Raw genomic sequence first — 21,285 nt, 5'->3', positions numbered from 1 at the left:
GTTTTTGATTTATAAATTAAATTTTAAAAATAAGAAAAAAAAAAACACTTCTATACAAGCATCATTGTGAAATGAAACTTAGAATGGAGGTGTTTTTGTTTCTATTTAAATTGATGTTTTTGGTTTCAATAAGAATAAGAATGAGATTATGAAGATCACACCTGCTACTAAGAAAGTTGCGGCGGGTAAAAGTGTGTAAACAAGGCTTGTAAGCAATGCTCCAAAAATTTTACCTAACATCAACAGTGAATTATAAAGCCCCGCTAACTGGTTTCCTTCCTCAACACTTTTTTTATTGGAAATCACTGAATTCTGAAGAATCGGGATCATCACCGTGTACATCCCAAACCATGCGAGTGAGAAGCCAACAAAAGGCGTGGCACTTTGACTGAAGCTCACAATAATCGCTAACGTTCCCATAGCGATAAATACGGTTTTCAATAGACCAATTTCGATGCCTTGTTTTTTACGCGCACGACGTCGAATTAGAATCACATTAAGCACAACAGCAAACAACCCTGTCACAGCTTTAATCAAACCGTTTTGACTCGGCACAAAGTTAAAGATATCTTTAATGTAATAATTAAAACTTTGATCAAACAGTGTTGTTCCTACTGATGACGTAAACGTCACAATTAACAGAATGAGAACCATATCCTTCATTAAATAACGAGATGATTTCAAAACCTTTAATGGATTTGCCTCAGAAATCATGGACCACTCTAACTTTTCTTCAAGTGTTTCTTCACGCCCTAAGATAGCATAGAATAAGACCCCGAGCACGATTTGTAATACTGCTTGAATCACAAAGGTTAAACGAACCGAAACATCGCCTAAATAACCACCAATAAAGAACCCTAATGCAGCTCCAACGCTGACGATGATTGAAGAAATTGTAATGTAATGGGATTGTCGGTCTTCGGGTGCTTCATTAACCACATAACTCATAAGTCCCACTTGAAATCCCCCGGCAAAAATACCGCTGAGTAATCGCGCAAAATAAATACTATAGCGATTAAGTGCAAATCCAAATAATAACTGAGCAATTGCATAACCAATCGATGAGATCATAAGAATTCGCGATTTTTTCATGCCATTCGCGATATTAGACCAAACAAGGGCAAAAATGAAATTCGTTAAACACATTGCCGCAAATGAGAGACCAAAGACATGCGGTGGTAGGTCCAATGATTTCATAAGTGTCGGTGTAACAGGATGCCCCAAATTCATCCCAATCGTTAAGAGTAAGTTCAACACCACAAAAATACCCATTTTATGTTTTTGTATAAATAACTTCACAACAAACCTCCACTAAAGTTTCTCCGCTCATTATATCATAGCCATCTACCTTTGCGCATGATCTCACTTTTCAACACTGTCCTTATCCAACCGACTTTTAAAATTAAGCATGTCCGTTGACAAAGGACAAACACGAACTGCACACTATGTATAATAACGTAAACTATGATTGTGAGGTGATTTTGATGGATTTAACACAAAGACAGAATAATATTCTTTTGTTGATTATCAACGCCCATGAAGCGATCACTAGCGATGATATTGCTACCGAACTGAACATTTCAAGTAAAACAGTTCAACGGGAAGTTCAAGCAATTGATACCATCCTTCGTGAAAACAACATGGCAATCACCTCGTTACGCGGTAAAGGTTATCTTATCGAGGACTCATTAAAAAATGAAATGTGGAAAACTTATTTCTATAATGATGAGTTTGACAATAACGTATTGCCGAATGTAAGACAATCTAGAGTTGAATGGATTATTCGTAAGATTGCTAATGGAACCTTAAATGGAAACCATTTTACACTTGAAACCTTAGCGGATAATTTATTTGTAAGTTTATCAACCCTTAAACGAGATCTGGTCAGTGTCCGACGCATTCTTAGAGATTATCATATTAATCTTGAGAATGATTATAAACGCGGGCTTATTTTAGCCGGTGATGAAAACAGCATACGCCGTCTTATTAATGATTACCTCGTCTTGGAAAAGGCAACCATTGATATGAATCGTATCATCGGACAAAACAGCCCACGGATGGAAATTATTGAACGTGTTATCGTGACATGCATTCAAAAATACCAACTACATCTGACAGACATAGGTTTTAAAAATTTATCCATTCACATTGAGATTGCTTTGACACGTATTGAACAAGGTAAGCTTGGTTCCAGTAATAATATCAACACGATTAATACAAACTCTAAAGCTTATTTATGTGCTGAAGCGCTCGCATTAATGTTGGAAGAGGCCTTAATGATTAAAATTCCCTCAAGTGAAATTGTAAATATTTATATTCACCTCAGTTCTCAAAAGAAACTCCATACAGATGTTGATAATGTGAATTCTGATACACATCGCAACTTACAAATTTTAGATGAAGCTCTAGATGACATATATAGGATTTATGGTAGTGATTTCCGTCATGATGAAGTTTTAAAAGAAGGTTTGCTAACCCATTTGGAAAGTGCCTTGAAGCGTATCGAACTTAAACTTTCAATTCGTAATGAATTACTGGATGAAATTGAAAAAAATTATCCGTTTGAAATTCAAATAGCGAAAGTTCTTGCATTCCACTTTTTAAAGTCTTGCTCAGTGGAATTTAATTTAGATGAGATTGGTTTCCTCGCCTTACATTTCTGTGGTGCACGTGAACGTGCACGCCAAGATGAAAAGGGTGAAACAACACGCGCAATTGTTGTTTGCACTACGGGTGTTGGAACCGCTATGCTGCTGAAAGCAAAACTCGAAACTAAATTCGGCGACGCGCTTGAAATAAAAAAAGTAAGTGCACTTTATCAACTTGATAAACAGGATATGGATGATGTCGACCTTCTCATTTCTACAGTTCATATTGATCGTAACTTTGGGGTTCCGACCGTTGTCGTATCCGCTATCGTTACCGATCGAGATATTGCCCATATCCAACGCTATATCAAAGGGGTTCCAACCGATACCCATTCGGTCGCAGATTTATTCGACGAAAAATTATTTTTAGTGAATCCTGATACGCAAACGCCTCAAGCTTTGCTTGAGTTAATGAGCCAAAAAGCCCTCACACTTGGTTACATAGATAAAACGTGTCAAGAATCAATTATAGAGCGTGAAGCGCTTGGTTCAACTGAAGTTGGTAACCTCGTTTGTATCCCTCACAATATCGAAGGTTCTGTATACCAACCATCCATTGTGGTGTGCATCTTAGATGAGCCCATCCCTTGGCAGTATGATCGTGTTCAACTTATTCTCATGATTCTCATCGATCAAGACCATCGCATGCATTACTCCGATTTATTTGCTGAACTCTATACGGAAATTGACCATCAATATAAAGTGTCGAACATTATTAAAAATAAGAATATTTCTTATATAAAATCACTCTTTAATGAGTAGGAAAGGTATTTTATGAAAACAATTATTGTAGCATGTGGATCAGGAATCGCAACGAGTACTGTTGCAACATCAAAACTTAAGGCAGGTCTTGAAGCGAAAGGGCTTCTTGATCAAGTTAAATTTATTCAAACTTCACTTGCAGAACTCCCCTCAATCGTATCCAACCAAGATGTTATTGTAACAACTGCGCAAGGTGGCGACGGTTACGGCATCCCTGTAGTTTCAGGTTTATCCCTTTTAACGGGTATGGGTGCCCAAGCAACAATCGATAATGTAATCGAAATTCTTGGCTTATAGAAAACGTGGTGAAGACAGTGTTTAATGAAGATTTAATATTTTTAGATTTAAAAGTATCATCACAAGATGAACTCTTTAATGTAATGAATCATCATCTTTTAGAGCTTGGTTATGTTAATGAAGCATACTTAGACGCGCTAAAAGAACGAGAGGCAACCTATCCTACGGGGCTTGCAGCTCCTGTATGCAGTGTCGCAATTCCTCATGTTGATTCACGATATATCCATAAACCCGGTATTGCTTTTGTACGGGTTGCTCAACCCATTGCTTATAAAGAAATGGTGAGTGATAACGACCTTGAAGTTAAACTCTTTTTCTTCTTACTTGTTAAGAACAAAGATGAACAAGTTCAAATTTTGAGTAAACTCATGGGTACCTTTGCGGATGATGATTTTTTAAATCAATTATTACAAGGAAAAACAAACAAAGAAATCTTAGATATTTTAGCTAAAGGAGTAGCATAATTATGTCAATTTTAAATTTTATTGTTGACCTCGGTCCTGCTGTTATGATGCCAATCATCTTTACCCTTTTCGCCTTAGCTTTGGGTGTTAAGTTTGGTAAGGCGTTTAAATCAGGATTAATGGTCGGTATTGGTTTTATTGGGTTAAATATTGTTATTGAATTGTTAACAAAGAACTTGGAACCCGCTGCAAAGCAAATGGTTGCGAATTTCGGTCTTAATCTTACGGTTCTTGATGTGGGATGGCCCGCTGCCAGTGCGATTGCCTTTGGATCTGCTGTTGGAGTATTAATCATTCCTGTTGGAATCTTAGTTAACATTATTATGTTATCAACAAAGACAACAAAAACAGTCAACGTTGATATTTGGAACTTCTGGCACTTTGCCTTTACAGGTTCACTCGTATTTATGATTACAAACGATTTGCTTGTCAGTCTACTAATGGCTGCATTTAATATGGTTATTATTATGGTTATTGGAGACCGTACTGCACCGCTTGTTGAGAAACAACTCGGATTACCCGGTATTTCAATTCCCCATGCATTTACGGCATCATTCGCACCGATTGCTTATGTTTTAAATGCTATTATTGATAAAGTTCCAGGTGTTAATAAAATCAAACTTGATGAAAAGTCTTTCCAAAAGAAATTCGGAATGTTTGGTGACCCTGCTATTTTAGGAACATTGGTAGGGATTCTTTTAGGTCTTGTTGCCGGTTATGATTTCAAAGGCATTACAAACCTTGCAATCGTTATGGCTGCAGTTCTTGTCCTAACACCAAAAATGTCCGCAATTCTTATGGAAGGTCTTATGCCAATTAGTGAAGCCGTTCAAGCTAAAATTCAAAAGAAATATGGAGAAAATTCCAATCTTCTAATTGGACTTGACTCAGCTGTTGGGGTTGGTAACCCAGTTACCCTTACGATTTCTCTTGTAATGGTTCCGATTACAATCATCCTTGCATTTATTATTCCAGGTAACCAATTCTTGCCATTCGCAAGTCTTGCTGGTTTACCATTTATGTTTGTATTAATTGCACCACTATGTGGCGGAGACTTCTTCCGTACTCTAATCGTCGGAATCTTTACGGTATCAATCGGTCTTTTAATTGGTACAAATATTGCCCCAATCTTTACTGAAGCTGCGAAAGCCGCAAACTTTGCAATCCCTGGTGGTTCTGCATTGATTTCAAGTATTGATTATGGAAGTTCATGGTTACCCTTTATGATGGTTAAACTGGTTGAATACAAATGGGTCGGTGTTGCGATTGCAGGAGCAATCTCGGCTGTACTTATGGTATGGAACCGTAAACTCATCCTTAAAGAACAAGTAATTAAAGACCAAGCTTAAATAATTCTAAATCGTTTATCATTTTAAGCGGATTATGAAATAAAATTAAAAGGATACAATCTGTTGTTTACAGATTGTATCCTTTTTTATGCTTCTACGCGACATCCCCAACCGTCGAAATGCCCACCATATTGATTGGTTAATGTCACAATACTTTGCGAGATACCATTCATTACGGGTAACGTAGGAATCAGATTTGCGATCATATGGACTTGTACCATTTCATCTTCCCGCTGTTCAACCCGAATTGTATGTGCGAATTCGGTAAAATGTTGTGTAAATTGCTCTGCTTGGGTTTCTGTTTCGAAAACCATGTAGAAGTCAACGTCACGTTCTTTTTCAAAACGCTCACCTTCATGCTCCAAATTCATACATACATTTTGATTATAAATTACACTCACTTCAAATTCATCCGGGTACAACACGTTTTTATAGATTTCAAATGCATCATTTTCACGAACTATGACACCAAAGAGTTCATCTGGAAATTGTTCTCTCAATTGCTTTTCAAAGTCGAAAGGTGTTTTTGATACAAAGAAATAATCACAGACACCGTTTCCGGTAATAACACCAATTTGATAAATATCAAAATGACTTAAATAACTCACCACCGCATCTTCAAACTCATTGATGACACTGAATGATGTCTCCAAAGGAAAACCGTTGTCTCGCGCTGCGTATGGCTTTCTCAGGACGTATAAATGCGGGAATTCCGCTTCCAAATCGAGTGCGTTAAGATCAACCCGCACACTGTGTGGTTTTTCATCCATCGTAACGGGATAAAATTGAAAATTAGCTTCATATTGACTGTCCATAACTATAACCTACCTTTATGTATCTATAATACGACAGGATTTGCAATTTTACCACTTTATCACAATCTTTATCACACATAAAAAAAACTCTACGATTTCTCGTAGAGTAATAGAATTATTTTTTATCCCAAAGTTTCTCTGGATAGGTTCCATCTTCTTGGAATTTTGCGAATTGCGCAAGAACCATCGGTTTATCTTCCTGATATGTTACACCAAACCAACGATCAGGTGTGTCCAAGATTTTAACAGAGAGCTTCCCTTCATTAATAAGTGCTCCTACATCATTTGGTAAAAGCGCTTCTGATTTCATTGGGTTTTTTGCTACATCTTCTTTTAAGAATGTTTCAAATTTTGATTCCATTAAATTAAAGATAGCAGGTGTAAAGCCCCAAAAGTTCATCGAAACTTGAGTTCCATCTGCAATTAATGTTTCATCTGGTCCACCAACAACCCCTTTGTCGGTACGTTTGATACCATCTGTTTCAACAATATCTGTTAGGAATCCATTTACATTTTCGCAAACACCACGCGTAACCGTACCATTATCTGTAATCGTATTGTCCACAATGTATCCCATCATTGCAGCTTGATCATCTTTTACTTCTTCATTTAAGAAACGCGCCATCTCAATAAACGCTGCTTTCCCATAGTAGTCATCCGCATTAATAATCATAAAGGGTCCATCAACTTGGTGACGTGCAGCAAGAAGAGCGTGCGTTGTTCCCCATGGTTTTTCACGACCTTCAACACCTTCAAACCATTCTGGTACATCACTGGTACTTTGGAAAGCATACTCTACATTAATAAAGGGACGAATTTTCCCAACAAGTTCTTCCTCAAAAATCGCTTCGTGTTCCTCACGAATAATTAATACAAGTTTCTTGAATCCTGCTTGAATTGCATCATAAATTGAAAAATCAATGATTGCCTCTCCATTTTTACCAAATTTATCGATTTGTTTTAATCCACCGTAACGGCTCCCCATTCCAGCAGCTAATATTACTAAAGTTAAGTCCTTCATACTTACCTCCTATTTTTTAACATTGTACCACAGTTATACCGCTTTCATCAGTAAAAGTTACTTCTAAAAATTAGTAAACCATTACTAAATAAGCAAGAAACTTAACTAAATTTTACTTCTACTCGGTTTCTTTAAAATAGTATTTGATTTTTTGTTTAACATTGAGTATTATAGTAATGCAACGCCGCCATAGTTCAATGGTAAAATAGAGCAATGGTAATGCTCAGTTCCGAGTTCGATTCTCGGTGGCGGCACCATATAAAAATTATCCCACATCAATGTGGGTTTTTTTATGTCCAATTATAATTCGTTTGTTTTTAGACTATCTGAGTTGCTTTGGGGTTCACAAATCAGCGTAAAGTCAATACTTGCGTTAATTAACTGTCCGCAACTTTTAAATCTTGTTATGTTAATCTGTCTTTTCTTTGGATGATTATTTGCATGCAGACAGGTAAAAAAAACCATGTGTTAAAATAACGCATGGTTTTAGACAATCTATATTCAGTATTAAAAATAAGCAAGATATCCTAAGCTACGATTGTACTTTGGTGACAAAATAGGCACCGTTAAGCTTAAGATATTCCCCCTCTTTAACATGTATTGTGTATGTATCCGTGAAATTGTTGTTTTCAATAACGTCATCAATCGCATGTTCTGATGAACTACTGATTTCATAATAACCACTTAAATCGGTTTTAATTTTATAGGTACCGGCATCAAGATGCTCACCGATCTTATACATGCCGTCTGCATCCGTTTTAATTTCAGGAGCTTCCGCATACGGGTAAAGTATGGCTTTCGATAGATCAATTGTTTCATTTTCATGAACGGTTACGATTGAATTACCTCTAAAATTATCGTTGCTTCGAATTCGATTCGATTGCTCCGCACGAATTTCAAAATAACCTTCCGTATCTGTAAAAAGAATGTACTCTCCAGCTTCTAAGTCTTTTCCTACAATATAGCTCCCAGCCTCTAGTGGTTGGTCATCAGGTAGGGGTGCTTGTTCAAATGTTTTTAAGTAATATAGACATGCGCATGCAACAAGCAAGACAAAAAGACTGAGAATGATTCTTTTCTTTATTTTTTTATTCTCTTTCATGAACATCTCCTTCCAAACAGTTCTAAGCATACTTCTTTTCGTCTCTAAATTCTCCCCTTTTCTTGTCCATTTACTTGTAAATAAAAATGACTCACAATCAAGTGAGTCATTTCTATCTTTAATGTGAACCCCTTAAGGTAAATCCATCGAGATACCAATCGGCATATACTGTATTTCGATCATTCATTTTAAAAATCGCATAAGGTTGATGGCCAACCTCTATAAGGCGGTTTTTTGAATAAAGATATTCTGCTTCGTTATCACAGAACAGATATTCATAGTCGACATTTCGATCAATTGCATCAAAAATTTGAGTCATCAATTGTGTTGCGGCTTCCAAACTCTCGGTGTTTTTTTCCGTAATAAGGTGTTCTTCTACGATATCAAATTTTACAACAAGAGCATCCGTTTCATTCGTGATACTCATGCGTGCTTCAATCGTTTTTCCATCATGTGTAAATTCTAAATCTGCAAATGAGGTGCGATATGCAAGTTTTTCAATAGTATTATAAATGTTCCCATCAACTTCTTCTGTCACCCAATCATGGTAGTCACCATCTTTGGGATGTGTTATTTCCATTTTTGTTTTGTAGCTATCGACAAGATCCATGATGTTCTCAATTTGTTCAATTGTTTTATCTGAGGTTTCAAGTACAATACCAAGTCCTATCATCGTATTCATCGTATCCTCCTCCTTTAAAGTAAAACCAATATACAATAAGTATCAGTTGATGTAAAGAAGAGCACTATCTTAATTTTCTATAAACATTCACTGATACCGGTAAAGTCTCATGATAAACTTAGATAAAGGAGGGGAAATATGAATATAAAAAATCAACCAGCTTTTATACATTTAACGGAGACGTTACACCTGGTGAAATTTGATGTATTATCCGAAGACGCACGCTCATGGATGGAGAATGAAGATTTAATGTTCGCACTCCGCGGTGACCGCATGATTTTCTCGGACCAGGAGGTCGATGCTTACTATACTGATTTATCAGAAAACGGCGAACTTTATTATATTGAAATCCTTAATGGTGATGAGTTTAATCAGTGTGGCACAATTGCTCTGCTCAATAACCAGATTAAAATTATTGTTGATCCAAAATACCAGAATCAACATATTGGCACTCGATCCGTTGAAGGAATACTCTTTAGAGCAACAGTCTTAGGTATTGATAAAGTGTATGCTCAGGTACGAAATCATAATACGTATTCATTGCGGCTATTCCAAAATCTTGGATTTAAAGTTATCGATGAAGCCGACCAAATAATTACTTTATGCTGTGAAACTTAGCCATCTTAATGGCTTTTTTTTATTTTCTATTGACTTACTGACACCAGTGTCATAGAATACATTTAGAAAAATGACATGTATGTCATTAAGTGAGGTGAAATATGACTCGTGTAACCAATGAAGCTATGCGAAAAGCAAAGTATGAACTCATATTAGAGAAGGCACGCCTTGTGTTTTGTCGTAAAGGCTATGCCGGAGTTACAATGAAAGACATTATTGAGGAATGCGGAATTAGTCGAGGTGGCATTTACTTATACTTCAGCTCGGTGGAAGAAATATTTAAAGATGTCGTATTATCAAGAGAACGTCGTAAATTCGAAGGGATTCGCGATTCGGTTCATCAAAACATCGATTTTCTTGAACTCCTTGATGCATATTTTTTGACGCAAAAACAACGGCTGCTTAATATGAATGAAAGCTTGTTACGTGCTATGTATGAATATCATTTCACCCATAAATCAGAAGCAGACTTTGCTTTCCGTGAAGCACAAGTTGATAATATTCGCAAAACCCTAGAGGAAATGTTGACCTTGGGGGTAAAGCAAGAGTATGTTGTTAATCAAGATTTAGACATCTTGAGAGACCACATGATGTTTATGATTGAAGGACTGAGTGTTTATTCACTCTTGGGGGGACTTACCGAATCAAATGTAGATGATCAATTTCATCAATTACGTTCAATGATTCTAGCAAAGGATGTCTCAAATGAAAAAAATATTTAATGTCTGTATTACTTCTGGTGGAACTTCGGAACCCATTGATACAGTCCGGCGGATTACAAATACTTCTACGGGAAAACTCGGAAGTAAAATTGCGGATGCCTTTATCGAATCAGGCGCAACGGTTTATTATGTATATGCTCGTGGTGCGCAACTTCCTACTCATGCATGTCGTCAATTTGAAGTTGATACTGTTGCATCGGTATCAACCGTGTTAAATGAATTGTTTGATACGGTTCAATTTGATGTCATGATTCATGCTATGGCAATAAGTGATTATGAAGTTGATACCATTACATCGATTGACACTATGACAAAACACGTCTATGCCTTGATGCAAAAGCATCCCGATGCATCCCCTGAGATGATTCGCCAAGCATTGACCGCTTCAAATGAAGCCGTTAATGGTAAGTTAACCTCTTCAAATAAAAACTTAGTGTTGACCCTTAAACAAACACCCAAACTGATTAACCAACTAAAGGTAAAACAGCCACAGCTATACCTCGTTGGGTTTAAATTGTTATCGAATACAACATTAGAATCTTTAAAAGAAGCTGCATTTGCGCAAATAGATAAGGCAGGAAGTGATCTCGTTATTGCGAATCGCCTTGAAGATATTCACCACAACGAACACATTGCGTACTTTATTGATCGAACGGGCATGATTCATCAAGCTCATTCAAAAGAGGGAATTGCAACAGCCCTCGTGCAAACACTTTACAAAAACAGTAAGGAGTCCTTATGAAAACAATCCTATTAGGCGTTAGTGGAAGTATCTCTGCCTATAAATCAGCAGATCTTGCAAACGAACTCACGAAGCGAGGATATGATGTCCATGTTTTAATGACATCTGCTTCACAAGCGTTTATCACCCCTCTGACCTTACAATCACTGACTAAAAATGCTGTTCATACCGATATCCTCCAGGAAGAAAACCCACAAAAAATAATGCACATCGATTTAGTCAAGTCTGCAGATTTATTACTCATTGCACCTGCAACGGCAAATATTATTGCGAAAATTGCCCATGGCATTGCAGACGACATGGTATCAACCACAACACTAGCCGTCCATGACATTCCCCGCATTATCGCACCCGCTATGAATACATACATGTATGAGAATGAAGCAACGCAAGCAAATCTTGCTTGTTTGAAACAACGAGGATGGATGGAAATCGAACCTCGGAGTGCATTGCTCGCATGTGGTGATTTAGGTAAAGGCGCTTTGGCTCAAGTCGAAGATATTGTCGATTATGTTTCAAACCTGCTTGAAGGAGTCTCCGCATGATATGTGTAATCAATATAGGAAATACAAATACCGCTTTTGGTTTTGGAGGCCAACAATTGGAGGATCAATTCACCATTCCGACACATGCCTATTTAACAAGAGAGTCGTTTATTAGATTCTTTAAAGACCAAAATACACATTTGAAAATCGATCATTGTGTTATTGCATCTGTTAGGCCCGATAAAGTTGATCTGGTTAAGTCCGCGATGGACTCGATTTTCGGAATTAAATCCAAGATTTTAAATCATCACGATGATTTTTCATTAGATTTATCACTTTATCCGCTTGAGAAACTCGGTATGGACCGCATAATCGCATTATACGGGGCAAAAGAACTCTACGGACCCAATATTGCGGTATTCGACTTAGGGACCGCTACAACCGTTAATGTGCTCTCTAACAATCAATTCAAAGGTGGCGCAATTATGCCAGGAGTACGATTGGGTCTAAGTGTTCTCGGAGAGAAGACCGGACTCTTACCAACAATCAACCTTAATGACACACCACATTATTTAGGACTTAATACAGAGCAAAGTATTTTATCGGGTGCTTTATTTGGCACGGCTGCAATCTTGAAAAACTATCGCATCTTAATTGAACACGATTATCCCGAGTTAACTTATGTTGTTACAGGAGGAAATTCCAAAGCAATTCTTCCTTTATGTGATGGATATTGGAATTTTGAACCCGACTTATTACTACAAGGTCTTCTGACATGGTGGGACCAAAAAGGAAACCAATATGAAAACTAATAAAAAAACTTTAAATTATACATTATTTACGCTCTTTGCTTCTATTATTGTTCTACTGTCCATGACACCTTTAGGATTTATTCATTTAGGGTTCATTAAGGCAACAATTGTCCATATACCAGTTATTATCGGTTCGATTTTACTTGGACCGTTAGCGGGAGCTGGTTTGGGTTTAATCTTTGGCATCAATTCTATCATTAATAATACAATGAGTCCTTCATTGCTTTCTTTTGCTTTTTCACCTTTAGTACCAGTTATTGGAACGACATCGGGAAGCCCGCTCGCACTTGTTATTGCGTTGGTGCCCCGTATCATCGTGGGAATTGTTCCCTACTATATTGTCGAAAGTAAACTTATCAAAAATGACACGTTTCGTTTTGGCGTTGCAGGGTTTGTCGGATCAATGACCAATACCTTGCTCGTGATGGGGCTCATTACCCTCCTCTTCAAAGATGCCTATGGCGTTGCACGTGGAATTGAGAGCGTTGCAGTGACCAAAGCAATTCTGAGCGTCATTGTCGTCAACGGTATTCCCGAAGCAATTGTATCAACCATTATCACCGTTCCTTTGACAAGGGCGCTTCTTAAAGTAAAACGATCATAAAAAAAATCTCGTTTAAAACGAGATTTTTTAGTCAATGTAGAGTTTGGTATATTTGTCTAGGAGCATCTTCGGTAGTGTAAAACCATACATTTCTTTGATTTTAAATCCTACATCAACATGTTCGACATCTTTTCCGATTGGCAAATACAATAAGTTATAAATAACGCCATAGGCTTCCCATGTATAATCCGTTACAATCGAGTCATTTTGTTCGTAGAAACCGATACGCTTAGTACGTACAATCCGATCTTCTTCTGTTTCTGCTTTATCGGGTCTCTCACTTTCAATTAGCAAACCATCAACATCCAAGGTCTCTCTAATTTTTTGAAGAAACAACGTTCCAATCCCTTGTCCACGTCTGGCTTCAGTTACTGCATAATAATCCAGCAAGGCAACACGACCTTCTTCATCTGTAATAAAGTTAGCATATGCTAACAAGACGTCTTTTTCAACCATGACCAGAACAGAATATCGTCCATCACGAAACATACGTTTAATGCTATGTAACGATCTCAATTCATCGTCTGGAAAATCATTAATCATAAAATTGTTGTAGATGGGGATGAATGCCTCATAATCTATTTCTTTGATTTCGTAATCCACAATAACACCTTCTACTTTCATTTATTCGTATCTATATCATGCCACATTGGTTATATTTTGCAACACACCTAAAAAAAAATAACGCTTTCCCAACGTTAGTTTTTTTTAATAAAAGATGCCCCACGCACCTCTTATTACTTCAATTGAAAGGCATGATAGTCTCGCTATCAATAGTTATTACACCATTACAATACCTTAACTTGTTGAAATTTAGGTTAAATTTGGAATAAAACCTTTTATTATTGCTATAAAACAACAAAAAAAAACGAATTTCTTCGTTTTTTACCATTGATTATGAATCAATTCTTGATTTACTTGAGAAATTGGAAGTCCCATGACTGAGTAGAAATCTCCCACAATCCCCTTCACAAATACAGAACCGAAACCTTGAATACTATAACTTCCAGCTTTATCTAAAGGTTCTTTAGTTGCAACATAAGCATCGATTTCCGCTTCTGTTAGTTCAAAGAATTCAACTTCAGTTTTAACTGAAAATACACGTTTACATTCTGATGAAACAAGACATACACCAGTAATGACATCATGCTTAGATCCAGACAATTTCATTAATGTTTCTTTTGCTTCTTTTTCGTTTTTGGGTTTCCCGAGAACTTCACCGTTGAACACAACCACGGTATCCGAACCCAGTACAACACAATCTTGATAGTTGTCAAAAACACTTAATGCTTTTTCTTCAGATATTCTTTCAATTTGCTCTTCCACTGTTAGTGATGAATCAAGGGTCTCATCACTGTTTGGAGAAACAACATTAAAAGCCACGCCAAGTTTCGTTACTAATTCTCTTCTTCTTGGTGATTGACTCGCTAAAACTAATTTCTTATGCATACAAATCCTCTTTTCACTTATATTATAAACTATTTGTTTCGGATGTACACATGTTTAACATTACTATTTGGTATCCGTCGTTCATCAATATCAAAACTACCAAGTGCTTTAATGAGTGGTGTCAATTGATAATAGCCATAATTACGCGGATCAAAATCCGGTTGTTTTTTCATAATAAGGTTTCCTAAGTCTCCCATAAATACATACCCATTATCGTCTGCAAGATCATTAACGGATGCAGCAATGAGCTGATTCAGTTTATTTTTCTTGTCTGCAGAAAGTTTTGTTTTTGAATCAACACTTTCCGTTTCAACAAGATCGATAATTTCGATATAAATAAACTTATCACAGGATGCGATAAAGGCACTTGGTGTCTTTTGTTCACCAATACCGATGACATACTTGCCCGCTTCTCTTAAACGGACTGCAAGTCGTGTAAAATCGCTGTCCGATGACACTATACAGAATGATTCGACATTTCCTTCGTATAAAATATCCATTGCATCAATAATCATTGCGGAATCGGATGAATTTTTCCCTGTTGTATACGAATACTGTTGGATTGGAGTGATTGCATGTTCTAATAAATGACTCTTCCATCCTGATGCTGTTTGTTTTGTCCAGTCTCCATAGATACGTTTAACAGTCGGTGTTCCATATCGCGCTACTTCGCGTAATACACCTCCTATGTTCGCATAGGGTACATTCTCCGCATCAATTAATACTGCTATACGTGAATCCATTTTTTGTTTCATTTAATTTCCTACCTTTCTAATTTCAAAAATTACGCCTTCATTTACGTTTGAGGCACTTACGGTATAACCATAATTTGTTGCTACTTTATTTACAATGGATAATCCAAGGCCAAATTGACCGCCTTCACCCTTCTCATACGCATTAAAGATTTGTTCCGTTCGATCTTCATTTATCGTAGATCCATCGTTATAAACAGATAGATAATTATCTTTAAGCGTGATCACAATTTCGGTTTTAGCATACCTTAATGCATTATCCAAGAGGTTTTCCACAACAACACGCCATGGTTCCTCTGTTCCAAAGAAGATGTTTTGCTCATCAGCATTCAATACTAATTCTATTTCTGGTTTGATTTGGCTGGAAGACACAATAACGGCTTCAATGGTTTCTCTTAACTCAATCTTACTGTTCTTATCAATTTGTTCATGAGTCATGTAATCCATCCGGTTTAGCATTAATAAATTGTATACTTTTTTCTCAAGTCGATCAGCATGTTGGATAATCACATCCACCGATTTTTCAAGCGTTTCATACGGATAGACTCCATCTTTGATTGCTTCACTATACGATTTGATCGTCGCAATCGGAGTTTTAAGGTCGTGCGAAATATTTTGAATCATTTCTTCTTTGACAAGCTCTTGTCGTTTAAGTTCTTCATTCATTTCCACAAGAACGTCGGCCAATTCTCCAATTTCATCATGACGCTCAATATTCAGTTCTGCATCTTCGTTACGCTTAATTTTTTCAATATACGCTCTTATTTGATTCAAAGGATGGATAATGTAGCTGACCCAAACAAGCAATAGTAAGAAAACCACACCAATAATAATCAAAATCATATTGATGACATTATTTAATAATAATGATTTAAATTCATTTTGATAATTCCTTGAAATTAAGGTTGCGATGCTTGCTTGTTTATCCGGTATATTAGTAATCGTATAAAGACTACTATCTTTAAATCGGTAATTAATGCTTTGTTCGAGTTCTACTGCATCCATCTGGATTTTAACTTGTTTAAGTAAATCAACATTGATTAAACTTAAACCATTTGATTTGATGCTACCGTCCTTATTCCGAATAACATGGATAATATTCGGATCATTAGCCCCATAAAGGTCAACGTCATCTAAACCACGTTTATAGTTATAAATAACATTTTGTTGCGTACGATGAATCAAATCATACATTTGCTTGTCTACAAATTTATCAATGTTTAACGATAACGCTCCAAAAAAGAATACTAAAAAGAAAGCAAAGGTAAAAACAACAATTGCAATTAATTGTTGTGTTAACGATAGCTTTCTAATAAACTCCCGAATATTCTTCATCATCCAAGACGATATCCGAATCCGTATATTGTTTGTATATTAAGACCAGGCATTTTTTTTCGAAGACGTCTCAAGGTGTCATCTACGACACGATCAGACCCAAAATAATTTGTTTCCCAAACATGAACAAGTATTTGTTCGCGAGTGAAGGCTACGCCCCTATTTTTCACAAAAAGCATAAGTAAATCAAATTCTTTTGTTGTAAGTTCTAACTCATAACCATCTTTGCTTGCTTTACGCTGTTTTTCGTCAATCACATAGCCATCAACTTCTGTTTGAAGGTCTTGGTTATATGAACGCTTAATAATATTATTTACGCGTAATACAAGTTCTTTCGGTGAGAAAGGTTTTGTGATATAGTCATCACTCCCTTTTTCAAGCCCAATAATTCGATCAAACTCTTTATCACGAGCTGACATAAAGATTACAGGTGTCGATGGTGAGTGCATTTTTATTCGTTCTATCAAGTCAAAACCACTCTTATCATCAAGCATAATGTCCAAAATCCAAAGATGAACATCATCATCTTGGACATGGGCATTTGCTTCATCATATGTGTAATAAGAGCGGACTTCATAACCAGCGTTTTCTAAATAACTCTTAACAAGTTCATTTAAATCTTTTTCATCTTCTACAATACTGATCACATATTTCATATTATCACCCTTACTCAATGTTATTGATTACATTAATCATATCATTGACATAGCGTTCACACAAATCATCTGTTTGTGCTTCAACCATGACGCGGACAAGCGGTTCTGTTCCAGACGGTCTTAAAAGTAAGCGACCTTCTTCACCAAGTTCAAGATGAATGCGAGCCTCAGCTTCTTTTACAGACGCGTGATCCATAACAGCTTGCTTATCATTAACACGAACATTTTTAAGTAGTTGTGGGAAGCGTATGCATTCCGAACCAAGTTCTGCTAATGTTTTTCCAGCTTTTGAAGCAACTTCCGCAATTACAAGTGCAGTCAGAACACCATCACCTGTTGTTGCATAATCTTTAAGAATAATGTGGCCTGATTGTTCTCCACCTAGCTTGTAGTCATTATCATTCATTGAAGCGTAAACATGTTTATCTCCAACGTCTGTTGTAATAACATTTAGACCCGCTTTATGACAAGATTTAAGGAATCCTAAATTTGCCATTACGGTTGAGACGATTGTATCTTCTTTTAGTTCATTCTTAGCTTTTAAGAATCCACCTAAGATATACAAGATTTCATCCCCATCTACCATTTCGCCTTTATGGTTTACCGCTAGACAACGGTCAGCATCCCCATCGAATGCGAATCCCATATCCGCTTTGAGCTCCACAACTTTAGCTTGTAAGGCTTCTGGGTGTGTTGAGCCGCATTCAGTATTGATGTTAATACCATCAGGTTTATTATTCATTACAGTAACATTCGCGCCCAAATCCTTAAAGAGTCGCTCTGCAGAAGAAACAGCCGAGCCATTTGCCGTGTCGAGGACGATGTTCAATCCATCAAAGCGTACATCAATAAGGGATTCAAGGTATTGGATATATGTTTCTAATCCTTGTGGAAAAGCCACCACATTTCCAATTTCATTACTTGAAGCGACATCAATGGTAATTTCACCATCGATGTAGGCTTCAATTTTTTGTTCTAAATCTGCAGAAATTTTCATTCCTGTTGATGCAAAACATTTTAAACCATTGTCATAGTAAGGATTGTGGCTTGCAGAAATCATAACTCCTCCGCTGAAGCCTTCATTTTTCACTGCAAATGCAAGTGCCGGAGTGGCACAAACACCGAGGAGATACACATCAGCTCCCATAGATGTCGCACCTGCTGCTATCGCACTTGCAAACATCGAGGATGACAATCTTGTATCTTGCCCTACTACAAGCTTCTCACCTTTAAATGAGTAGCCTAAGTACTGTCCAACTTTGATTGCAATGTCTAAACTGAGTTCATCGTTCGCTTTGCCACGAAGGCCGTCTGTTCCAAAATACTTACCCATAAATACTTACCTCTTATTTTCTAAAACTAAATACTGCTGTTTCTTTCGAAGATTTAACTGTGTAAAGTGATGATGTTGGATCATTATACTCTACATATAATTTAACTTCTTGGTTGTCGCCTGGTTCAATATCTCGCATATCAATATATACTTTTACATTCTCAGGTTTGAATTTTTCAATATTTTCTTTAGTACCAAATACCTCTAATGACGTTGTTGTTGCTGTTTTTTGATCACCTGTAGTACCTGGTGAAATTTTTAATTGATTTACATTGTGAACAAAGAGAATTGGAATATCATCAAATTTCTTCGTTTCACCTTCCCCAAGTTTAATATCGAAATTAACTTTAGAAACAGTACCATGTCGGACTCCTGATGGGAGACTGATATTATGTACTAACTTCGTATCTTTTGTTAGGCCACTTGCTTGAATCGGCACTTTAATTTCTTCGATACTATCAAGAACAGATTGTTGAGCATAGATTGTCATCGCTTCATTATCCATCGATAGTGAAGCAATTGCCTTACCTTCTGGAATATCGCCTTGGAATACAGGTTTGATAGGTACCGTCTTATTTGGTGAGGTTACATCTACTTTTGCCTTAACAGTCTTCGGTAATACATCCACTGTAGTTAATCGTTCCCCTTGTTGGTTATAAGCTGCGATTTCAGCGTCAGTTGTAAACTGTTCAGTCTGTCCACTAACATCAATAAGCGCTTTAACAAAGGCAACTTGTGACATTGTTTCTTTAGATGCTTTAATTGTTACGTCTTGTGTTTCTAATTCTGGAGTACCCAATACATATTGACTACCTAATTTATTTTGGTTTACAAACTCTGTACTTAACGTCATACGTTTTGCTTCTTTAATTCGAATCGTTACATTTGCAGAAGCTGGTGTAATTGTCGTTCTTATACGAGCTGATGTAATATTTGTTTTGTAATTCACTTGGTGTGTACCTTCAGCAAGACCGCTAAGGTCTAATTCAACCTTTAAGTCGTTTTGTGGGTTAACCATCGAAATATCACTATAGTCACCAAATACGATCACATCAACTTTTTCATCAAAGTCCACGACTTCATACATTTCAGAGTTGTATTTAACAACTACCGGAACATCTGGAATCTGACGTGCTTGATTTACAGGTGATGGCGTAGAAGCCGACACATTAAATGCAAAATAGATTAAGAGTGCAACCGCAAAAGCAACTAATTTAGCATGACGCGGATTAAATAAAATACGATCAAACCATGCACTTAACCAACGTAAAACACGAAGGAACGCATCACCAATAGCTTCTGTGTGCTTTGTAATCTTTTCAGAACGCTCTGCGATAATCTGCGCGAGCTCAAGTTTATCCTCGGAATCAAATTTTTTATTTTTTTTATCTTTCTTTGGACTCATTTGGCTCACCTCCTTCATCGTTTACATCATTTGATGAAGTAGTATCATCCGCTTCAACTACTTCAGTGTCAGCTTTTGAATCAACATGTTCTTCCGCAACTGAACGCTCTTGATTTTCATTTCGTTCGGTCTTTGTTTCTTCTACAGAAGAAGAATCTGCATCGGTGTCTTTAGGTTTCTTCTTGAAAATACCCATAAGTTTCGAAAAATCACGTTTTTCTTCCTTTACATCCGCTGTCTCTGTTGATTTTAGATTTAAATCAGAGCTATCTACTTTTTCAATTTTGATTGGATCAACATTTAATTTCGATAAATTAAACTTCCGTTGTTTTCGATGAGCTCCAAGACTTTGACTCACTTCTTTTTCACTATTTTGAATGAGCAGATTTAAGTATTCACGCAAACTTGCTGCATCCATTTCACGAAGTTTTCCACCTTCAGCAATTGAGATTGTTCCTGTTTCTTCGGAAACAACAATCGTTACTGAATCAGTAACTTCACTCAAACCAATTGCTGCACGGTGTCGTGCACCGTATCGTGTTGGTAAATCTTGAGCGGTTGGTGGGAAATAAGCAGACGCACATGCAATGCGATCTCCTTGAATGATTACAGCCCCATCATGCAATGGTGTGGATGTAACGAATATGGAACATAATAGCTCTGATGTAACTGATGAGTTAATAGGCGTTCCAGTTTTGATATAATCTGCTAATGAATGACCTTGTTCTAATGTAATAAGAGCACCTGTCTTACGTTCCGCAAGGACTGTAGCTGCATCGACAAGTTCATCAACAAGTTTTTCCTTCTCATTTCCTGAGAGTGAATGGAGCGCAGAAAAAACAGAAGTTTTCCCAAGTCGTTCCAACATTGCGCGGATTTCCGGTACAAAAATAATTACAACGACCAAGAATCCATATTGAATCAATAAATCAAGTAGAGCCTTTAACGTAGTGAGACTTAGTTTATGTGCAACAAAACGCATCGCAATAATTAATACGATCCCTTTAAAAATTTGCACAGTTCGAGAGTTGTTTCTAACAATTCTCAAAATGTAATAAACCAAAATCCAAATAATTGAAAAGTCTACGATAGCCTTTAAACTATTGATAATTGATTGAAATGTTATTAAGGCAAATGGCATAAGAACCTCCTTATTCTCACTAATTATATCACGCTATCGGTGAATATTCATGACTGTCTATAAGAATATCATATTTTGTGTTTTTATTAAA

The 21,285-nt window shown here is 36.8% G+C and carries 23 protein-coding genes and 1 tRNA gene; 11 read left to right on the top strand and 13 right to left on the bottom strand.

From position 1 onward, the window contains the following. Nucleotides 1-105: 105 nt before the first annotated feature. Nucleotides 106-1,299 (bottom strand): MFS transporter, encoded by a 1,194-nt coding sequence (locus tag B096_RS0106030; RefSeq protein ID WP_018579859.1) that lies wholly within the window; start codon nt 1,297-1,299, stop codon nt 106-108. A 146-nt stretch (nt 1,300-1,445) separates the two neighbouring features. Between B096_RS0106030 and B096_RS0106025 the strand changes: the two genes are divergently transcribed. The 4 genes from B096_RS0106025 to B096_RS0106010 are packed head-to-tail and all read left to right on the top strand — an operon-like array spanning nt 1,446 to nt 5,520. Continuing rightward, nucleotides 1,446-3,410 carry a BglG family transcription antiterminator gene (locus B096_RS0106025; RefSeq protein ID WP_244264576.1) on the top strand — a complete coding sequence of 655 codons (1,965 nt, stop codon included), beginning with the start codon at nt 1,446-1,448 and terminating at the stop codon, nt 3,408-3,410. Nucleotides 3,411-3,422: 12 nt separating this feature from the next. Then, a complete protein-coding gene (locus B096_RS0106020; protein WP_018579857.1) occupies nt 3,423-3,707 on the top strand; it encodes a PTS sugar transporter subunit IIB in 285 nt (94 codons plus the stop codon). Between the two features lie 17 nt (nt 3,708-3,724). Further along, the gene (locus B096_RS0106015; RefSeq protein ID WP_018579856.1) at nt 3,725-4,171 is read left to right on the top strand and encodes a PTS sugar transporter subunit IIA; all 447 of its coding nucleotides are present in this window, start codon (nt 3,725-3,727) and stop codon (nt 4,169-4,171) included. Nucleotides 4,172-4,173: 2 nt separating this feature from the next. Beyond that, the gene (locus B096_RS0106010; protein ID WP_018579855.1) at nt 4,174-5,520 is read left to right on the top strand and encodes a PTS galactitol transporter subunit IIC; all 1,347 of its coding nucleotides are present in this window, start codon (nt 4,174-4,176) and stop codon (nt 5,518-5,520) included. Nucleotides 5,521-5,606: 86 nt separating this feature from the next. Here B096_RS0106010 and B096_RS0106005 read toward each other — a convergent pair whose 3' ends face one another. Continuing rightward, nucleotides 5,607-6,335, bottom strand: a complete 729-nt coding sequence (locus B096_RS0106005; RefSeq protein WP_018579854.1) for a DUF695 domain-containing protein — start codon at nt 6,333-6,335, stop codon at nt 5,607-5,609. A gap of 115 nt (nt 6,336-6,450) precedes the next feature. After that, nucleotides 6,451-7,356 carry a nucleotidyltransferase family protein gene (locus tag B096_RS0106000; RefSeq protein WP_018579853.1) on the bottom strand — a complete coding sequence of 302 codons (906 nt, stop codon included), beginning with the start codon at nt 7,354-7,356 and terminating at the stop codon, nt 6,451-6,453. Between the two features lie 183 nt (nt 7,357-7,539). Here B096_RS0106000 and B096_RS0105995 point away from each other — a divergent pair. Continuing rightward, nucleotides 7,540-7,613: transfer RNA gene (locus B096_RS0105995), tRNA-Thr, on the top strand. Between the two features lie 275 nt (nt 7,614-7,888). Here the strand turns inward: B096_RS0105995 and B096_RS0105990 are convergent. Together B096_RS0105990 and B096_RS0105985 are read right to left on the bottom strand one after the other, a co-directional pair. Next, nucleotides 7,889-8,458, bottom strand: a complete 570-nt coding sequence (locus tag B096_RS0105990; protein WP_018579852.1) for an Rv1352/Rv1906c domain-containing protein — start codon at nt 8,456-8,458, stop codon at nt 7,889-7,891. A 118-nt stretch (nt 8,459-8,576) separates the two neighbouring features. Beyond that, nucleotides 8,577-9,140: an Imm64 family immunity protein gene (locus tag B096_RS0105985; protein WP_018579851.1), complete on the bottom strand. Its 564-nt coding sequence runs from the start codon at nt 9,138-9,140 to the stop codon at nt 8,577-8,579. Between the two features lie 138 nt (nt 9,141-9,278). Here B096_RS0105985 and B096_RS0105980 point away from each other — a divergent pair, with 138 nt between their 5' ends. The 6 genes from B096_RS0105980 to B096_RS0105955 all read left to right on the top strand — a co-directional run bounded on the left by B096_RS0105980 (nt 9,279) and on the right by B096_RS0105955 (nt 13,123). Next, on the top strand, nt 9,279-9,758 hold the full coding sequence (locus B096_RS0105980; RefSeq protein ID WP_018579850.1) for a GNAT family N-acetyltransferase: 480 nt from the start codon (nt 9,279-9,281) through the stop codon (nt 9,756-9,758). Between the two features lie 101 nt (nt 9,759-9,859). Beyond that, nucleotides 9,860-10,480 carry a TetR/AcrR family transcriptional regulator gene (locus B096_RS0105975; protein ID WP_018579849.1) on the top strand — a complete coding sequence of 207 codons (621 nt, stop codon included), beginning with the start codon at nt 9,860-9,862 and terminating at the stop codon, nt 10,478-10,480. Continuing rightward, entirely contained in the window at nt 10,464-11,222 is a 759-nt protein-coding gene (locus B096_RS0105970; RefSeq protein ID WP_018579848.1) for a phosphopantothenoylcysteine decarboxylase domain-containing protein, read from the top strand. The genes B096_RS0105975 and B096_RS0105970 overlap by 17 nt, the downstream gene beginning before the upstream one ends. Further along, the gene (locus B096_RS0105965) at nt 11,219-11,767 is read left to right on the top strand and encodes a phosphopantothenoylcysteine decarboxylase (RefSeq protein WP_018579847.1); all 549 of its coding nucleotides are present in this window, start codon (nt 11,219-11,221) and stop codon (nt 11,765-11,767) included. The genes B096_RS0105970 and B096_RS0105965 overlap by 4 nt, the downstream gene beginning before the upstream one ends. Next, nucleotides 11,764-12,519, top strand: coding sequence for a type III pantothenate kinase (locus B096_RS0105960; protein ID WP_018579846.1), 756 nt, complete (start codon nt 11,764-11,766; stop codon nt 12,517-12,519). The genes B096_RS0105965 and B096_RS0105960 overlap by 4 nt, the downstream gene beginning before the upstream one ends. Next, nucleotides 12,509-13,123, top strand: a complete 615-nt coding sequence (locus B096_RS0105955) for an ECF transporter S component (RefSeq protein WP_018579845.1) — start codon at nt 12,509-12,511, stop codon at nt 13,121-13,123. Before B096_RS0105960 ends, B096_RS0105955 begins: the two co-directional genes overlap by 11 nt. A gap of 27 nt (nt 13,124-13,150) precedes the next feature. Here the strand turns inward: B096_RS0105955 and B096_RS0105950 are convergent, their stop codons facing one another. From B096_RS0105950 to cdaA, 8 genes are all read right to left on the bottom strand, one after another. Continuing rightward, complete coding sequence (locus B096_RS0105950; protein ID WP_018579844.1) at nt 13,151-13,747, bottom strand: GNAT family N-acetyltransferase; 597 nt, start codon at nt 13,745-13,747, stop codon at nt 13,151-13,153. 261 nt (nt 13,748-14,008) lie between these two features. Further along, nucleotides 14,009-14,572 carry a Maf family protein gene (locus B096_RS0105945; protein ID WP_018579843.1) on the bottom strand — a complete coding sequence of 188 codons (564 nt, stop codon included), beginning with the start codon at nt 14,570-14,572 and terminating at the stop codon, nt 14,009-14,011. A gap of 29 nt (nt 14,573-14,601) precedes the next feature. Then, the gene (locus B096_RS0105940; RefSeq protein WP_018579842.1) at nt 14,602-15,327 is read right to left on the bottom strand and encodes an NYN domain-containing protein; all 726 of its coding nucleotides are present in this window, start codon (nt 15,325-15,327) and stop codon (nt 14,602-14,604) included. Continuing rightward, nucleotides 15,328-16,662, bottom strand: coding sequence for a sensor histidine kinase (locus B096_RS0105935; protein WP_018579841.1), 1,335 nt, complete (start codon nt 16,660-16,662; stop codon nt 15,328-15,330). Further along, the gene (locus B096_RS0105930; protein WP_018579840.1) at nt 16,659-17,315 is read right to left on the bottom strand and encodes a response regulator transcription factor; all 657 of its coding nucleotides are present in this window, start codon (nt 17,313-17,315) and stop codon (nt 16,659-16,661) included. The genes B096_RS0105935 and B096_RS0105930 overlap by 4 nt, the downstream gene beginning before the upstream one ends. A 10-nt stretch (nt 17,316-17,325) precedes the next feature. Then, on the bottom strand, nt 17,326-18,648 hold the full coding sequence (glmM, locus tag B096_RS0105925) for a phosphoglucosamine mutase (RefSeq protein ID WP_018579839.1): 1,323 nt from the start codon (nt 18,646-18,648) through the stop codon (nt 17,326-17,328). A 13-nt stretch (nt 18,649-18,661) separates the two neighbouring features. Next, nucleotides 18,662-20,053 carry a CdaR family protein gene (locus tag B096_RS0105920; protein ID WP_018579838.1) on the bottom strand — a complete coding sequence of 464 codons (1,392 nt, stop codon included), beginning with the start codon at nt 20,051-20,053 and terminating at the stop codon, nt 18,662-18,664. Beyond that, nucleotides 20,034-21,194: a diadenylate cyclase CdaA gene (cdaA, locus tag B096_RS0105915; protein WP_018579837.1), complete on the bottom strand. Its 1,161-nt coding sequence runs from the start codon at nt 21,192-21,194 to the stop codon at nt 20,034-20,036. Before cdaA ends, B096_RS0105920 begins: the two co-directional genes overlap by 20 nt. Nucleotides 21,195-21,285: the final 91 nt, after the last annotated feature.

This window comes from Erysipelothrix tonsillarum DSM 14972 (genome assembly GCF_000373785.1).
Classification (GTDB): Bacteria; Bacillota_I; Bacilli_A; order Erysipelotrichales; family Erysipelotrichaceae; genus Erysipelothrix; species Erysipelothrix tonsillarum.
This window is presented reverse-complemented; position numbering and strand designations above follow the sequence as displayed.

Excerpts from the sequence above, each read along its gene's own strand:
- B096_RS0106025 (WP_244264576.1), top strand. The coding sequence starts at position 1,446 with ATGTATAATAACGTAAACTATGATTGTGAGGTGATTTTGATGGATTTA.
- B096_RS0106020 (WP_018579857.1), top strand. The coding sequence starts at position 3,423 with ATGAAAACAATTATTGTAGCATGTGGATCAGGAATCGCAACGAGTACT.
- B096_RS0106010 (WP_018579855.1), top strand. The coding sequence starts at position 4,174 with ATGTCAATTTTAAATTTTATTGTTGACCTCGGTCCTGCTGTTATGATG.
- B096_RS0106005 (WP_018579854.1), bottom strand. The coding sequence starts at position 6,335 with ATGGACAGTCAATATGAAGCTAATTTTCAATTTTATCCCGTTACGATG.
- B096_RS0106000 (WP_018579853.1), bottom strand. The coding sequence starts at position 7,356 with ATGAAGGACTTAACTTTAGTAATATTAGCTGCTGGAATGGGGAGCCGT.
- B096_RS0105990 (WP_018579852.1), bottom strand. The coding sequence starts at position 8,458 with ATGAAAGAGAATAAAAAAATAAAGAAAAGAATCATTCTCAGTCTTTTT.
- B096_RS0105985 (WP_018579851.1), bottom strand. The coding sequence starts at position 9,140 with ATGAATACGATGATAGGACTTGGTATTGTACTTGAAACCTCAGATAAA.
- B096_RS0105980 (WP_018579850.1), top strand. The coding sequence starts at position 9,279 with ATGAATATAAAAAATCAACCAGCTTTTATACATTTAACGGAGACGTTA.
- B096_RS0105975 (WP_018579849.1), top strand. The coding sequence starts at position 9,860 with ATGACTCGTGTAACCAATGAAGCTATGCGAAAAGCAAAGTATGAACTC.
- B096_RS0105970 (WP_018579848.1), top strand. The coding sequence starts at position 10,464 with ATGAAAAAAATATTTAATGTCTGTATTACTTCTGGTGGAACTTCGGAA.
- B096_RS0105965 (WP_018579847.1), top strand. The coding sequence starts at position 11,219 with ATGAAAACAATCCTATTAGGCGTTAGTGGAAGTATCTCTGCCTATAAA.
- B096_RS0105960 (WP_018579846.1), top strand. The coding sequence starts at position 11,764 with ATGATATGTGTAATCAATATAGGAAATACAAATACCGCTTTTGGTTTT.
- B096_RS0105955 (WP_018579845.1), top strand. The coding sequence starts at position 12,509 with ATGAAAACTAATAAAAAAACTTTAAATTATACATTATTTACGCTCTTT.
- B096_RS0105950 (WP_018579844.1), bottom strand. The coding sequence starts at position 13,747 with ATGAAAGTAGAAGGTGTTATTGTGGATTACGAAATCAAAGAAATAGAT.
- B096_RS0105945 (WP_018579843.1), bottom strand. The coding sequence starts at position 14,572 with ATGCATAAGAAATTAGTTTTAGCGAGTCAATCACCAAGAAGAAGAGAA.
- B096_RS0105940 (WP_018579842.1), bottom strand. The coding sequence starts at position 15,327 with ATGAAACAAAAAATGGATTCACGTATAGCAGTATTAATTGATGCGGAG.
- B096_RS0105935 (WP_018579841.1), bottom strand. The coding sequence starts at position 16,662 with ATGATGAAGAATATTCGGGAGTTTATTAGAAAGCTATCGTTAACACAA.
- B096_RS0105930 (WP_018579840.1), bottom strand. The coding sequence starts at position 17,315 with ATGAAATATGTGATCAGTATTGTAGAAGATGAAAAAGATTTAAATGAA.
- glmM (WP_018579839.1), bottom strand. The coding sequence starts at position 18,648 with ATGGGTAAGTATTTTGGAACAGACGGCCTTCGTGGCAAAGCGAACGAT.
- B096_RS0105920 (WP_018579838.1), bottom strand. The coding sequence starts at position 20,053 with ATGAGTCCAAAGAAAGATAAAAAAAATAAAAAATTTGATTCCGAGGAT.
- cdaA (WP_018579837.1), bottom strand. The coding sequence starts at position 21,194 with ATGCCATTTGCCTTAATAACATTTCAATCAATTATCAATAGTTTAAAG.